The sequence below is a fragment of the Corynebacterium propinquum DSM 44285 genome (assembly GCF_000375525.1).
GTDB lineage: Bacteria > Actinomycetota > Actinomycetes > Mycobacteriales > Mycobacteriaceae > Corynebacterium > Corynebacterium propinquum.
In genome coordinates, this window is record NZ_AQXC01000013.1 from 16,948 (window position 1) to 31,529 (window position 14,582).

General features: G+C 57.7%; 13 protein-coding genes. 8 read left to right on the top strand and 5 right to left on the bottom strand.

From position 1 onward, the window contains the following. Positions 1-93: 93 nt before the first annotated feature. Positions 94-672, top strand: coding sequence for a sigma-70 family RNA polymerase sigma factor (locus tag B142_RS0110435; RefSeq protein ID WP_018121494.1), 579 nt, complete (start codon positions 94-96; stop codon positions 670-672). A 2-nt stretch (positions 673-674) separates the two neighbouring features. Further along, complete coding sequence (locus B142_RS12610; protein ID WP_126844041.1) at positions 675-1,682, top strand: hypothetical protein; 1,008 nt, start codon at positions 675-677, stop codon at positions 1,680-1,682. Positions 1,683-1,797: 115 nt separating this feature from the next. On the opposite strand, the gene B142_RS0110450 is transcribed toward B142_RS12610, so the two are convergent. Then, entirely contained in the window at positions 1,798-2,208 is a 411-nt protein-coding gene (locus B142_RS0110450) for a DUF5319 domain-containing protein (protein WP_018121497.1), read from the bottom strand. Positions 2,209-2,366: 158 nt separating this feature from the next. Between B142_RS0110450 and guaB the strand changes: the two genes are divergently transcribed. Next, positions 2,367-3,884, top strand: coding sequence for an IMP dehydrogenase (gene guaB / locus B142_RS0110455; protein ID WP_018121498.1), 1,518 nt, complete (start codon positions 2,367-2,369; stop codon positions 3,882-3,884). Positions 3,885-3,938: 54 nt separating this feature from the next. Continuing rightward, positions 3,939-5,099, top strand: coding sequence for a GuaB3 family IMP dehydrogenase-related protein (locus tag B142_RS0110460; protein WP_018121499.1), 1,161 nt, complete (start codon positions 3,939-3,941; stop codon positions 5,097-5,099). Between the two features lie 38 nt (positions 5,100-5,137). Here B142_RS0110460 and B142_RS0110465 read toward each other — a convergent pair whose 3' ends face one another. Beyond that, complete coding sequence (locus B142_RS0110465) at positions 5,138-6,067, bottom strand: EamA family transporter (protein WP_018121500.1); 930 nt, start codon at positions 6,065-6,067, stop codon at positions 5,138-5,140. Between the two features lie 151 nt (positions 6,068-6,218). On the opposite strand from B142_RS0110465, the gene guaA reads away from it, so the two are divergent. The 3 genes from guaA to B142_RS0110485 all read left to right on the top strand — a co-directional run bounded on the left by guaA (position 6,219) and on the right by B142_RS0110485 (position 10,992). Further along, complete coding sequence (gene guaA / locus B142_RS0110470) at positions 6,219-7,793, top strand: glutamine-hydrolyzing GMP synthase (RefSeq protein ID WP_018121501.1); 1,575 nt, start codon at positions 6,219-6,221, stop codon at positions 7,791-7,793. Positions 7,794-8,475: 682 nt separating this feature from the next. Continuing rightward, positions 8,476-9,303 (top strand): hypothetical protein, encoded by an 828-nt coding sequence (locus B142_RS13690; RefSeq protein ID WP_018121503.1) that lies wholly within the window; start codon positions 8,476-8,478, stop codon positions 9,301-9,303. Further along, entirely contained in the window at positions 9,304-10,992 is a 1,689-nt protein-coding gene (locus B142_RS0110485) for a DNA polymerase Y family protein (RefSeq protein WP_018121504.1), read from the top strand. Between the two features lie 12 nt (positions 10,993-11,004). Here B142_RS0110485 and B142_RS13050 read toward each other — a convergent pair whose 3' ends face one another. Then, complete coding sequence (locus B142_RS13050; protein WP_126855231.1) at positions 11,005-11,880, bottom strand: AMIN-like domain-containing (lipo)protein; 876 nt, start codon at positions 11,878-11,880, stop codon at positions 11,005-11,007. Positions 11,881-12,134: 254 nt separating this feature from the next. Here B142_RS13050 and B142_RS0110495 point away from each other — a divergent pair, with 254 nt between their 5' ends. Beyond that, positions 12,135-13,025 (top strand): sucrase ferredoxin, encoded by an 891-nt coding sequence (locus B142_RS0110495; protein WP_018121506.1) that lies wholly within the window; start codon positions 12,135-12,137, stop codon positions 13,023-13,025. 47 nt (positions 13,026-13,072) lie between these two features. Here B142_RS0110495 and B142_RS0110500 read toward each other — a convergent pair whose 3' ends face one another. After that, complete coding sequence (locus tag B142_RS0110500; RefSeq protein WP_018121507.1) at positions 13,073-14,119, bottom strand: ArsO family NAD(P)H-dependent flavin-containing monooxygenase; 1,047 nt, start codon at positions 14,117-14,119, stop codon at positions 13,073-13,075. Between the two features lie 60 nt (positions 14,120-14,179). Continuing rightward, the gene (locus B142_RS13350; RefSeq protein WP_081604988.1) at positions 14,180-14,527 is read right to left on the bottom strand and encodes an ArsR/SmtB family transcription factor; all 348 of its coding nucleotides are present in this window, start codon (positions 14,525-14,527) and stop codon (positions 14,180-14,182) included. Positions 14,528-14,582 lie beyond the last annotated feature (55 nt).

Here is a 14,582-nt window from a genome sequence, read left to right on the forward strand (position 1 = left end):
AAAAACAGCAAGAAACGGCAAGAAATAGATCACGTCGACTACAGCCACTGCCGGTGTGGCGCGAATGTGACGTCAGCGTGATGCCAATGAAAGATGTGGGACGTGAGCGATTCTGATGAAGAACTCGCGCGGTTGGTTCCCCAGGCAATAGACGGGGATCGCCGCGCCATGCAGCATGTCATGCGGATTATCCACCCGCAGGTGCTGCGCTATTGTCGCGCCCGCATTGGCGGTGGGAAAACCCCAACTGCCGACGACGTTGCCCAAGAAGTCTGCCTTGCGGTGGCGAATTCGATGGACAAATTTGTCGACCGTGGTCGGCCGTTCATGGCTTTTGTCTACGGTATTGCTTTCAATAAAGTTGCCGACGCACACCGTTTTATGGGTAAGGACCGTTTACATCCGGCGGAGGAGATGCCGGAAGAGCCGGATCTGAATCCCAGCCCGGAAGATGCTGCATTAGAATCCGATGGTTGTAACACAGTTCGCGCGATGCTCGATACTTTAAATGACAAAGCTCGGGACATCATTATCATGCGTGTATTTGTGGGTATGACGGCCGAGGAAACAGCGCAAGCACTGGGAAGCACTCCTGGTGCGGTGCGGGTGGCGCAGCACCGTGCGCTTGCTCAACTTCGCAAGCGTGTGGATGAAGAGAATTCAAGGGAGTGAACGTGAACCGACGCGACTGGGAGAAGGACGATTTCTTCCTGGATCAGTTGTCGCAAGGGATTGATCCTTCGCAGGGGCAGGATCCCCTCGCGGCCGCATTATTAGGTTTGCGTACCGAAATTGAATCCGAGATTTCTGCGGCCCCTGAGCTTGCCGACGCCGACCACAACGTCGTGCCACTGCACTCTGGCGGCGGCCGTTCTCGGCATCGCCTATCGCGCGCTGATGCGCGTCGTTCGCGTCGTGCCTCCCGAACAAACGGCCACGGTTCCGGCGGTGGGCTGGGCAGTGGTTCCGGCGCTGGCCGACGATTCGGCTGGGGAAGTGCACTGGTGGGGGCGGCAGCAGCCACCGCGTTGTTTGCCGTCGGCAGTGTGAGCGTTTATCACGCCACTCCGAATTCGCCGCTGTGGGGCGTGCACCAATCGTTGTTTGATGATGAAGAAGCAGCCCGCGTGGAGCTCGCCAGCACTTTGGAGCAGCTGGAGGATAGCGCTCACCGGGGTGATGAGGATGCTACTCGTCAGTTGATTGCCGAGGCTCGCACGTTGCTGGATAATCTGCGTGAGCGCAAGGAAGCTAAGCAGAATAAAGGCGCTGCGGAGGGCGCAACCGGGAAAGACGGTTCCGCGAATACTGAGGGTAAAACCACCAAGCCGAAGGCTACGGTGACTCGTGTGCGCCCGCAGCCGGAGGGCGAGTCTGAACCGCACACGGTGACAGAAACCAAAGAAGTCACCGTGACAAAGACCGTTGAACCTTCGCAACAAAACCCGCAACCTGCACCGGGCGGGAACCAGGAGCCACGCCCACGGCCATCAGCTGGTGAACAAGCCCCGCAGGCGCCACAGCCACAGCCGCAATCCCCTGGGCAGCCGCAGCCGGAATCGCAGCAGTCACAGCAGCAGGGGCAAGGGGCACATAGCCAGGGCCCGAATGACCAAGGGCAGGGTGGGCAGGAATCGCGCCCTGGAAACGACAACACCGCCCCGGCTGGTCCAGAAAGCTAGACCAACGGTGGGGCGGCGGAAGCCGAATGCCCAGGCTGAAAGTCGAGACCGAAGAACTCAGGCTGCGTGATGCGTGCTGGCTCATGCGCAAAATAGCGCGCACCAGTCCAGCGCACTAGTTCAGGTGTTTGCGGTTCAAGCCGTCGTAAAAGCCAACCGCGTATTCCCACGGGGTGTAGCGGTCAGTATTTGGCTGCGCGGACGGCTCATGCACAGGCGCTAGTTCACCGTCGAGGGTGGAACGCATATTCGCGGCCATGATGTCCCAGTCATAGTAGTGCTGTTCTTCGCAGTCTTCGCAGATGAAAAATATGCCATCGATGCCGAATTGCGGCAGGATTTTTGCCATGCCGCGTACCATGCGTAGGTCCTGTTCCAGCATGATGCGTTCTTCGTCGGAAAGCTCCGGCATGGGCTCGTCAGCGTCGAGGAACGACGCCGGATCGTTCGGATCATCGGCGAAGGGGTCGCGGGGCATATTCGAGTCAAAGTCCACATAGCACAGACTATTGTCAAAACCACTCATATTCAATTCCCCCGGCTAGCCCTTTCGCTGATAAAGCAACTACGATGTGAATACAGAGATGTGACTACAGAGTTGACACTAGATAGCTGCATTCGACGGCTAGCTATGGCTGATTACCGGTCTGACGAGCTGGAAGCAGGAAAAGGAGAATTTTGGGAATGACTGACCAACGCGTACATACTGGCGGCGATGACCCAAATAAGGTCGCACTGTACGGCCTCACATTCGACGACGTGCTGCTGCTGCCTGCGGAATCCAACGTTATTCCCTCGGAAGTTGATGTTTCTTCGCGGTTTAGCCGCAACATCAACTTGGGGCTGCCGGTTGCCTCCGCCGCGATGGATACCGTCACCGAGGCCCGCATGGCTATCGCGATGGCGCGCCAGGGCGGCATTGGTGTGTTGCACCGTAACCTGTCGATCGACGAGCAGGCACAACAGGTTGAGATCGTGAAGCGCTCAGAATCCGGCATGGTGACAGACCCGGTGACCGCCCGCCCGGATATGACAATCACCGAGGTCGATGATCTGTGCGCTCGGTTCCGGATTTCTGGCCTGCCGGTCGTTGATGCTGATGGCCATTTGGTGGGTATTTGCACTAACCGCGATATGCGCTTTGAGGCAGACCCGCACCGGCTAGTGCGCGATGTCATGACGCCAACCCCGCTCGTGGTCGCCAAGGAAGGCGTCAGCAAGCAGGAAGCACTGAGCCTGCTCAGCGAAAACAAGGTGGAAAAGCTGCCGATCGTGAACGAGGACAACAAGCTTGTTGGTCTGATCACGGTCAAGGACTTTGTGAAAACCGAGCAGTTCCCGCACGCTTCCAAAGACAAGGAAGGCCGCCTGCTGGTTGCTGCCGGTATCGGTACTGGCGATGAGTCCTTCCAGCGCGCCGGTGCTTTGGTGCAAGCCGGCGTCGACGTGCTCGTGGTGGATTCCGCGCATGCGCACAACAACCGCGTGCTGCAGATGGTCTCTGATGTGAAAAAGGCTTTCCCGCACGTCGATGTTGTGGGCGGTAACTTGGCGACGCGCGAGGCGGCTCAGGCCATGATCGATGCGGGCGCCGACGGCATCAAGGTTGGTATCGGTCCGGGCTCTATTTGCACCACCCGCGTGGTTGCTGGTGTGGGTGCACCGCAGATCACCGCCATCTTGGAGGCCGCCTCTGTCGCTGGCCCAGCCGGTATTCCGGTTATCGCCGATGGCGGTATGCAGTACTCCGGTGATATTGCCAAGGCCCTGGCTGCTGGCGCGGACTGCGTCATGCTGGGTTCCATGCTGGCCGGTACGAAGGAATCCCCGGGCGATATCGTCGTTGTGGGCGGCAAGCAGTACAAGCGCTACCGCGGCATGGGCTCGATGGGCGCGATGCAGGGACGCGGCTTGACTGGCGAGAAGCGTTCGTATTCCAAGGACCGGTACTTCCAGGCCGATGTGCGCAGCGAGGACAAGCTGGTGCCAGAAGGCGTGGAAGGCAAGGTTCCTTACCGCGGCGAGATTGACGCGATTACCCACCAGATCATCGGTGGTCTGCGCGCGTCTATGGGATATACCGGTTCTGCGTCGATCCCGGAGTTGAAGACCAAGCGCTTCGTGCAGATCACCGCGGCAGGCTTGGCGGAATCTCACCCGCACCACTTGCAGCAGACCATGGAAGCTCCGAACTACCGCTAGAGCTACCTCGAGAAGCTCACGCATAACGTTTGTCGTTATAGGAAGGTTTATTCAGTGCGCGAATATGCAGAGATAGGGATCGGCCGTGAGGCGCGCCGTACCTACGGGCTTGAGGATATTTCCATCATCCCGACCCGTCGTACCCGCTCCTCGAAGGACGTCGATACTACCTGGAGCATCGACGCTTATAACTTCGATATCCCGGTCTGCTCGCATGCTTCTGATGCGTTGGCGAGCCCGGAGTTTATCATTGAGATGGGAAAGCAAGGTGGCCTGGGCATCATCAATGCGGAAGGGTTGTGGGGGCGTGTCGACGACCTCGCTGGCGCTGTCGAGGCCGTCACCAAGGCGGACAACCCTACCGAGCATCTGCAGAAGCTGCACGCGCTGCCACTCGATGTGGAGCTGCTGGCGCGTCGTATCGCTGAGGTCCGGGAATCCGGTGTGACCGTTGCGGTGCGCGTGTCGCCGCAGCGGGCACGGGAATTGGCGCCCAAGGTGATCGCAGCCGGCACTGAGATCCTGGTGATTCAGGGAACGCTGATTTCTGCTGAGCATGTTTCTGCCGACGGCGAACCGCTGAACTTGAAGGAGTTCATTGGTTCGTTGGAGGTCCCCGTCATTGCTGGTGGCGCGGTGGATTACACCACTGCGCTGCATTTGATGCGTACGGGCGCGGCGGGCGTGATCGTGGGCGGCGGCGTGAATACCAACGATATTTCGTTGGGCATCAATGTCCCGAAAGCCACCGCGATCGCCGATATTGCTGCCGCGCGCCGGGATTATTTGGATGAGACCGGTGGCCGTTACGTGCATATTCTTGCCGACGGCATGCTGGCGAATGCTGGCGATATTGTTAAGGCAATCGCGTGTGGTGCTGATGCTGTCGTCCTCGGCCCACTGTTGGCACAGGCCGAAGAGGCTGCCGCGGGCGGTTGGTTCTGGCCGTCGGTGGCTGGCCACCCAAGCTTCCCGCGCGGATATGTGGAAATCTATAGCGACATTGAACTAGGCGAGGGCGTTACTGGGGAAGATCAAGCTTTCGATCCCACGACGGTTGTTTCCAAAAATTCCCCGCTAGAAGTTGTGTTGCACGGTCCGTCGTCCGATCCGTTTGGGCGGCAGAACTTGGTCGGCGGTTTGCGTCGTGCGATGGCAAAGTGCGGGTACACCGATTTGAAGGCTTTCCAAAAAGTCGACTTGGCTGTGCATTAACGGCTAGCGGCTAGTGGCTGTGCACTAGTCGTTGGCCGCTACTGGCGACGTCGTGGCACAACTTTTCTGCCAACGTCCTGTAGCTTTTTCAGCTTCGACCGGGGCGCGCCATTCGCGCCAGAACCCCCGGTTCCGACAGTTTGTACTACGGACGCGGCGATCACCACGCCGATGGCTACTAGTTTCAGCGTGCTGATGTTTTGCGCGAGTAGTAGCCACCCGAAGAATGCGGCGAAGACGGGTTCGAGGGAAATCAGAATGGAAAAGACATTGGGCGCCAGCCCGCGCAGCGCGATCAATTCCAAGGAGTACGGCACCAGCGACCCCAAGATCCCGGTGCCAATGGCAAACCACAAGGTATCGGTGGAGCTCACCAGGTTCCATGCGCCGCCAGCGCCCATCGGTAGCATCGCGACGCCGCCAACGACGAATGCCACGGCCAACCCGCCCTGGCCGGGTACCAGCGCACCGGCGTTTTTATTCGCCAGGATATAAATGGCCCAGAACAAGGCTGCCCCTAGCAAGAATGCCACGCCCAGTGGGTTGAGTGGGTTGCCGTTGAAAGCATCCAGGCCCAGTAGTGCCATGCCGGTCATGGCGAGGACGACGCAGATGCCGTCGCGCACAGACCGTGATAAAAATGCTGCCAGCAGCAGTGGTCCTAAAAATTCGATGGTCACGGCGGGGCCGAGGGGTACTAGGTCAATTCCGGCGTAGAAAAATCCGTTCATCAGGCCCAGCGATAGTCCAAGTCCGAGTACCCCGGCCCATTGTTGCCGGTTCCATTCGCGTACCCGCGGACGCGTGATGGCCAGCAATACCACTGCCGCGACGAGTAGCCGCACCGCCGAGGTACCCCAGGTGCCGCCGTCGTCAAAAAGCTTCACTGCCAGCGCAGATCCCAGTTGCAGCGAGATGCACGAGCCGATGATGCATAGCACAGAGATGGGGTTTGCCGAAGATGCCATGGCAGTGATTATTCCGTCTGCATGATTCTTGAGTCCAATAGTCCAACCCACTAGTTCGCAGCGCGCATCATCTGGGGTGCGCATCGCCCGGGTTGTGCACTGTTTGGGTTATGCGCCGTCTGGGTTGTGGCCGTGAGTTAAACTATGGGGCGTGACTGATGCAGCAACTCCACGTCCTGTCCTTGTCGTCGACTTCGGTGCGCAATACGCGCAGCTGATCGCGCGTCGTGTGCGCGAGGCACAGATGTATTCCGAGGTCATCGCCCACGATGCGCCGATTGCGCAGTTCCGGGAGAAAAACCCGGTTGCGCTGGTGCTGACCGGCGGCCCGAGCTCCGTGTATGCCGATGGTGCGCCGTCGTTGCAGCCAGAATTGCTGGAGCTGGGGGTACCGGTTTTCGGTATTTGCTACGGCTTCCAGGCGATGACGCACGCGTTGGGCGGCACTGTCGCCCAGACCGGTAAGCGCGAGTACGGCCGTACGGATTTGACGCTTGCCGACGGTTGCGGTGTGCTGCACGAGGGCTTGGCGCAGACTCACAAGGTGTGGATGTCGCATGGTGATTCCGTCTCAAAGGCTCCGGAAGGATTCGAGGTCACTGCTACTTCGGATGGTGCGCCGGTGGCTGCGTTTGAGTGCTTGGAAAAGAAGATGGCTGGCGTGCAGTACCATCCTGAGGTGTTGCACAGCCCGCATGGTCAGCAAGTGCTGGAGCGTTTTTTGACGCAGGTCGCGGGCTTGCAGCCGACGTGGACTCCGGGTGCTATTGCGGAGTCTTTGGTGGCTGATGTCCGCGCCCAGATTGGCGAGGGCCGCGCTATTTGTGGCCTGTCCGGTGGCGTGGATTCCGCGGTGGCTGCAGCGCTGGTGCAGCGCGCGATTGGCGACCGGTTGACTTGTGTATTCGTCGACCATGGTTTGCTGCGTTCCGGTGAGCGCGAGCAGGTAGAGCAGGATTTCGTTGCCGCTACCGGCGCGCGCCTGGTCACCGTCGATGAGCGTGAGGCCTTTTTGCAGAAGTTGGCTGGCGTGACCGATCCGGAGGCCAAGCGCAAGGCGATCGGCGCGGAGTTCATCCGTTCCTTCGAACGCGCGGTTGCTGGTGTCTTGGATGATGCCCCAGAAGGTGCGTCGGTGGACTTCCTGGTGCAGGGCACGCTGTATCCAGACGTCGTGGAATCCGGTGGGGGATCGGGCACGGCGAATATTAAATCGCACCACAACGTCGGTGGTTTGCCGGATGACGTGGAATTCGAGCTGGTGGAGCCGCTGCGTTTGTTGTTTAAGGACGAGGTCCGCGCTGTGGGCCGCGAGCTGGGCTTGCCGGATGAGATTGTCTCGCGTCAGCCGTTCCCGGGCCCTGGCTTGGGTATTCGCATTATTGGTGAGGTCACCGCGGATCGTCTGGAAACCCTGCGTGCTGCCGATTTGATTGCCCGCGAGGAACTCACCGCTGCGGGTATGGATGCCGAGATTTGGCAGTGCCCGGTGGTGTTGCTTGCCGACGTGCGCTCTGTCGGTGTGCAGGGCGATGGCCGTACCTACGGTCATCCGATTGTGCTGCGCCCGGTGTCGTCGGAGGATGCGATGACTGCCGACTGGACTCGCGTGCCGTATGAGGTGCTGGAGACGATTTCTACGCGCATTACCAACGAGGTTGCAGAGGTTAACCGAGTGGTCGTCGACGTGACCTCGAAGCCACCGGGAACCATCGAGTGGGAATAAGGAGTAGTTGAAAATGCTGGGCCTGAAGCTAGCTTAGATCTCAGCTTTCTTCAGGCGCTTGGCGTTTGCGCTTTCGAGTCTCAACTCCGGAGATGAAAACGATCAGTCCTAGTGTCGCTATTGCCATCGTCGCTAATGTCGAAGCTATTTCGGTAATAGTCAATATGATAGCAATTAGCGCTAGTACTATGGATACAATGTTATGAATCCGCATTTTTTTTTAAAAGCAATTCTCACGAATTCCTGAAATTCCGGAAAGTTCTGCAGCAAGAGAAGCAAGCATGCCAGTTACGGCGTCTTCGTCGGCGCGTTCTTTTGCAATGTTATTAGATTTCTCATTTTTCCTCCTAGTCAGTGGGCTTGACAACCCTGTGCTTATGCAGAAACCCTCTTGAGTAAGATTATTTTATTAAACTTTGCCTAACCTTGCCAATAATTAAATTTTAGGTACGGGTGGGATGTATGGAAAATAATCTGATTTTCTGGGTCTACACATTGGAAATGTTAGACCTTGATGGTCTCAGGGCTACTTAACGTCTTATTTTGACTGATCGCTAAGGTGTAGCGCCCGTTGTCATGTAGACCCATCGGGCTAAGATAGCTTGTCCTTTTATCTAGGTGTGATACCTCCAGATGTTCGAACATGGTTGCGCGTTTAGAAAACCTGTGTCATACTGTCGCTATGACTCAAACAGGTATTCGTGCGCGAGAGGGGCGGGAGCAGCAAGAATCTGTAGCTGTTCTTGCCGACGTGCGTGCGGAGCGTGTGGCGTCATTGCGGAATAAAATTGCTGGTTTAGAGTCCGCAGCAAACTTAACTCCTGTTCAACAAAAACCGCGTCTGCTCAGTAATGATTCTGTTTCTGAAGGAAATGAATCTTCTGTAGATCCATACCGTGTAGTGGAATTGTCCGGTCAGCTCGCTGGTGCTATTCCCACCGGCGGGTTGCCGAAAAACTCTGTGTCTCATTGTAGTGATTGCCCTGCACTCGTCTCTGAACTTATCGCACAAATTAGCGCACAGGGAAAAACAGTCGCTATTGTGAACTGGTCAGATCTTTCCTTGGCGCAGGTCGCGGAAAGCGGGGATCTCTCAAAAATCATCACGGTTCCCAACCCGGGTGGGGAATGGATAACGGTGCTCGGTGTGCTGGCAGAAGGTGTAGATGTGTTGATTTATCGCAGCCCGCGTACTCATACTTTGAGCCCTACGCAAGCACGCCCGCTGCTGGCGAAAATCCGCAAGGGTAGGGCGGCTGTTCTTACTGTTGGTGCACAAGTGCCCTCACCGGCACTGACAATTAATGCTCAGGTCACTGGTTTTTCTGGTATCGGTTGCGGTACTGGGCGCATCCGAAATGCAGAAATTGCGGTCAGCTCCTACAGCAAAACCCACCGGAATAGGCCTGTCGTGCTCACGTGTGGTGTGCGCTCGAGTGCTGTAGCTAGCAGCTCAGTACCTAGCGCCGCAGTATCTGGTAGCCCCGAACCACTACAGGCGGTGCAGTAAATGACTGCCACGGTTCCGTCTCGCATTCAGCCGGAAACAGAGCGACGCATGCAGCCTGCAGTAGAGAGACATCAGCATTCCCGCAGGGTAGACAACCGCATTGCCGTGTTGTGGTTTCCAGACTGGCCAGTGCAAGCCGCATTACTGGAAGAAACCCGCCAGGCCATTAGCGCAGAAAGCCCGGTTATCGCATTGGCCAGCAACCATCGCATCACCGCGTGCTGCGATAAAGCCCGTGGTCAAGGGGTGCGCCGTGGCATGAAACTGCGCGCAGCCCAAGCATTGTGCCCATCCATGGTGGTGCGTGATACCGACCCGCAACGTGACGGCCGCCTGTTTAGCGCCATTGTCGAGGAATTGGAGGATGTCTCTGCGTCCCTCGAGGTGCTGCGCCCTGGGATGGTTGCGCTGAACCTGACCGCCGCCACGCGTTTCTACGGTAGTGAACAAGCCGCCTTAGAACATTTCATTGATGCTGCTGCACACGAGGGAATCGATGCCACCGCTGGTGCTGCCGACGAGTTACCCACTGCCATCATTGCCGCCCGACACCGCGTGCTTGGTACCGTTGTCCAGCCTGGTGAGTCCGCTGCATTCTTGCAGCAGCAACCATTGTCTGTGTTGCTCGCAGAACCCGCGCTGGGCTGTCAGAAAGATACCGTGGAAACCCTTGCCAGTTTGGGAATTTCCACCTTGGGGGAGCTTACTGAACTGCCTACCACTGCGATCAGCACTCGCTTCGGCAGCGCGGGCCTGCACTGCCACCGCATCGCAAGCGCGCAACAGCAACGCAAAGTCGCTCCCGATGCAGCAGAGCTAGATCTGTCGGCCACCATCGCACCGGAAGAGCCCATCACGCGTGTTGATGAAGCCGCTTTTATTGCGCGTATGCTCGCCGACCAGGTGCACCAGCAACTGGCCGCACAGGGACTGAATTGTGTGCGCATCAAAATTGCGGCAGAAACTGACGACGGAACGACGATTTCCAAAGTCTGGCGCACCACTACGGCTCTGACAGAACACGCCACTGCCGAACGGGTGCGATGGCAACTCGACGGATGGCTTTCCAGCGGTGGGGCCGGGGCGATCGTGGAATTATCCTTGATCCCACTGGAAACCCAAACTCCGACAACCACCGGCTCCATCATTGAGGCCGATACTGTCGTAGCAGAAGAAACCACTACTACCGTGGTTTCTCGGCTGCAGTCCATGCTTGGCTTTGATGCGGTGCAGCAACCACACGCTGCTGGTGGCCGGGGAGTTGCCGAGCGTGTGCGCTTTCTGCCCTACGGGCAAGCCCCAGAAAATAGTTCAGAACACGATAAACACACCACCAGCTGGATCGGTGCCATCCCTACGCCATTGCCGACACGGCTCGGCGGCGGGCTAGAGCACCCAGCTAGCCGGGTGCGTGTGGTCGATGAGCACGGCACCGAGGTGTTTGTCACTGCAGAAGCCGTGCTCAGCGCAGATCCCGTCGGTATGGCTTGGGGCAATAAGAGATTCCGTGTGCTTGGCTGGTCTGCGCCCTGGCCCGTGGATACCGGGTGGTGGGACGGTGAGGCGGAAGCAGACGAGCAGCGACTCGCGCGGATGCAGCTCGTCGGCAAGAACCCTGGTGATAAATACCCGAAAGCCTGGTTGCTGGTGTGGTGGCGCCGCAGTTGGCGCATCGAGGCTATGTACTAATGAGGCTATGTACTAATGCAAAATATCGATGACCAGCCTCGTCGGCCCGCGCAAAACTTGCACAGAAAACGGCTGTTTCATGTCCATCGCCAAGAAATATTGCGAACGGCCATCATGCATGCCACCGGGGATGAAATCCTTGATAACACCCAGCTCTTGCTCGGATTCACTAGCCGAATCGTTGGCCTTGTCGACGAGCTTGTCCAAATCCGGGCCGGAAAGCTTCTTGTCAATAGTCTCAGGCCGGACCGTGCCGTCGATATTGATATTCAGTGCAACGAGATGATCCATCTCTACCGGCCTGCCTGAGCCCTGGTGGAAAGGCTGCTCGGTATACGAGACATACCAGCCCGGCATCCCATTGCCCGCCATCTCAAACACGATGCGGTCGAAACCATCATGGCCAGCCATGCGAATATCGGTGATAGCAAGCTCAGCAGGGGCCTCTACACGTTCGGTTTTGGGCGCGCCGTCGGCATTACCCAAAGCCGTCAACCCTGCGGGTGCAGAATGCTCCGGCTGCGGCGACGCCGGAGTCTGCGGCGGCTGGGTCTGGTTGGCGGACCCGGTCCCAGAACCCGATCCCGAACGTGAACCTACACCATCCGTCCTGGAATTTTTTGGATCCTGCGCGCCCGCCATGTGGGTGGATGGATTGCGCAGGCTCAAAGCAGCAGAGTGAGAAGAATTCGGGTTCTCTGCGGCAGAACCTGCGCCGGAAGCAGCAGAATCCGCGGCCTCTCCTGGGGCGTCAGCCTGGTAACCAGCCTTGTTTTCTCCGGCGGCAGTATTGCCAGCACCAGTCTCGGTGTTCGTGCACGCACCCAGCGCAAGGCAGGCCACCACAGCTATGGCAAGGCTAGGCACGCGTCGCTTCCGGAAAACCATATCCATTACCGTAGCCGCCCGATCCGGGTGGGCCAAAGAAAAACCAGTAAAAAGCACAAAGCGATAGGAAGACTCAACCAAATCGTTGCACAATTGTGTTCTAGGCTTAAGACATGAGCCAGCCCGAACCCCACCAGCAACCCCAGCAACCCAAACAAACTCAGCCAGAATCCCAGTTGCAGTCCACGCGGTCCACACAGCCAAGCGCACATCCAGATCACGCCCCACGTTGTTCCGATGTACAGGTAGAACCTATGCCGGGTACCGCGAAACGTGACCGCATGTATGTGGTTTTCGAATGGCCCGCAGGCTGGAGCCGGGATGTACTCGACGGCGACACTTTCGGCGTGGACCTTTCCGCCCAAATCAAAGCGCACTTGGGTGCTGGGGTCGGTTTTCAACTTATCCGTAAACCCGGCCGCGCCGGGCATCAGATGCCGCAACGCCACCGTGCATACCTGGTGTATCCGGAACAAGCCTATGCAGAACTGCTCTATCTCGACGGGCCGGAAGATATTCTGCAGTTGGACCTGACAGGACCCGGAAACAATAAGCATCTCGACGCTCGCCCAAGCCGCGAGCCTCTGGTGCTGGTCTGCACCCATGCCAAGCGGGATGTCTGTTGCGCGGTGAAAGGCCGCCCACTGGCTGCATACATGGACACCCACGCGCCTAACGATGACATGGTCTGGGAAACCTCACACACCAAAGGCCACCGCTTCGCCCCGGCAATGTTGCTGATGCCCTGGGGCTATAGTTTTGGCCGTGTGAATGAACACGCAGGCGAGCGACTGGTGCATGCTGCGCTAGAGGGCAAATATTTTTATCCTGGAAACCGCGGTCGGGGTATTTATGATGAGCCGAGCCAGGCTGCAGAAGTAGCGGTGGCTGGACAGTTGCTGGAAGCCGGTGAGCAGCTGTATTACCAGGATCTGGTTTTCGCTCAGCGGCTGGAGTCTAGCGATGCCAACGCCGACACTGATACCGAAACTTGTGCGGTGGAGGTCGGCCACCGCGATGGCCGTGTGTGGCAGGTGAGGTTGGAGAACAAGCTTTTCGACGGCGTCGTGGCTTCCTGCGGGAAAAACCCTGCGACGAAGCCAGGCTGGGTGGTTACCGGTATGACTATGTCATCTTCAGCGTGATCGTCATGATTTTTACGGGCACAGGTTCCACGGTTATTTCCTGCCGGTTATTTTACTTCTTTTCCGAATGTGGTTGCGATTTTCCGTGCGGTTTCTTTGGCGAAGGGGCCGACTCCGGTGATCGTTGCTGACCCGGGGCCAGTCCAGTCACCGTAACCGACTAAGTGTAGATCGGCATATTTTGGAGTCGTGCCATTGAGCAGATGCCTAATCGGGTTCAGCGCGGGTCGGAAACCGGTGCACCAGATCAGATGTTCGGCGCTGACTTCATCGAGAGAGTCAAACATCGGAGTTGCCTGCAACCGCCCGGAATCACGAGCCTCGCGCACTTTCGGCAGGGCGACGATGTCGCCCAGGTTGCTATCAGCCCCAGGGTCTTCGTCGCCACGTTGCAGGGCTAGGGTTCGTTTTCTATTGCGGCGAAATAACACGCGGCCATCGACATCATCAGGCATCCACCGTGGTTCATGCCGGGTGTACCAGGTGACATCGGCATGGTCGGCGAGTTCGGCGGTTATTTGTGCCGCAGAGTTTCCGGCACCTGCTACAGCGACAGAAGAATCGCCGAAGGGGTCCGGCCCGGGATAATTCGCGGAATGCCATTGGGTGCCGTCAAACGTGCCTGGGTAATGCGGAACAAAAGGGCTAGACCAGGTTCCAGTGGCAGCGACGATGTGTGTTGCGGTCCAGGACTGCTCGCCAGCAAAAACCTGGTAGCCGTCGTCATTCCGTTCTACTTGGTCAACGTATACGGGTCGGTCAACGGGAATCTGGTAGCGCTGCTCATATTCGTCCAAATAAGCAACGACGTGGTCAGCCGGAGGGAAGCCGTCGTATTCTGGCATGGGTTTGCCCGGAAGATTGGAAAAACTCGCGGTGGAAAACAACGTCATGGACGGCCATACGTGACGCCATGCCCCACCAGGGGCGTCTTGATCATCCAGAATGAGGGTGTCGACCCCAGCGCGCAGTAGATAGTAGGCGGTGGCCAGGCCTGATTGGCCGCCTCCAATAATGATGGCTTCGTGGTGGTCAATGTTGGGGTGGTCAAAGTTGGGGTTGCGTTCGTGAGCGCGTGTGCCGGTCGTATTCATAGATTTTGTCCCTTGCGCTGTCTTGCCTTCCATCGTGTCGCCGTTGCTGTTTGCTTAGTTCTATCCGATCTGCAGGACGGTACGTAGTTCTGCGAAAAGCTGTGGACGCACGCGGTGGGTGACCGTACGGCCGACTCGTACCTTGTTTAATAAGCCGACCTCGGTTAAGCGTGCTAAATGATGGGATACGGTAGGTTGGCTCAACCCTGATAATTCTGTTAACTCTGCGACGCTAACTGGTTCGCATCCCTCCGCAGCTAGCCGCGAGAGTAATCGTAGGCGGGTGGGATCGGACAGCGCTGTGAACAGAATGGAATAGCGTTCAGCTTCGCTTTTGGTCAAAAGGCCAGATCCCAGGGAACAACAGGAGGCAGGATCAGTCAGCGGGGAAGTCTCTGGGGAGGTCATAACAACTATGTTATATTGACGGCTATCGATATAATATATTGATAGCTATCGATAT

Bases quoted from the DNA above. Each gene is read 5' to 3' on its own strand.
- B142_RS0110435 (WP_018121494.1), top strand. From the start codon at position 94: ATGTGGGACGTGAGCGATTCTGATGAAGAACTCGCGCGGTTGGTTCCC.
- B142_RS0110450 (WP_018121497.1), bottom strand. From the start codon at position 2,208: ATGAGTGGTTTTGACAATAGTCTGTGCTATGTGGACTTTGACTCGAAT.
- guaB (WP_018121498.1), top strand. From the start codon at position 2,367: ATGACTGACCAACGCGTACATACTGGCGGCGATGACCCAAATAAGGTC.
- B142_RS0110465 (WP_018121500.1), bottom strand. From the start codon at position 6,067: ATGGCATCTTCGGCAAACCCCATCTCTGTGCTATGCATCATCGGCTCG.
- B142_RS13690 (WP_018121503.1), top strand. From the start codon at position 8,476: ATGACTCAAACAGGTATTCGTGCGCGAGAGGGGCGGGAGCAGCAAGAA.
- B142_RS0110485 (WP_018121504.1), top strand. From the start codon at position 9,304: ATGACTGCCACGGTTCCGTCTCGCATTCAGCCGGAAACAGAGCGACGC.
- B142_RS13050 (WP_126855231.1), bottom strand. From the start codon at position 11,880: ATGGTTTTCCGGAAGCGACGCGTGCCTAGCCTTGCCATAGCTGTGGTG.
- B142_RS0110495 (WP_018121506.1), top strand. From the start codon at position 12,135: ATGCCGGGTACCGCGAAACGTGACCGCATGTATGTGGTTTTCGAATGG.
- B142_RS0110500 (WP_018121507.1), bottom strand. From the start codon at position 14,119: ATGAATACGACCGGCACACGCGCTCACGAACGCAACCCCAACTTTGAC.
- B142_RS13350 (WP_081604988.1), bottom strand. From the start codon at position 14,527: ATGACCTCCCCAGAGACTTCCCCGCTGACTGATCCTGCCTCCTGTTGT.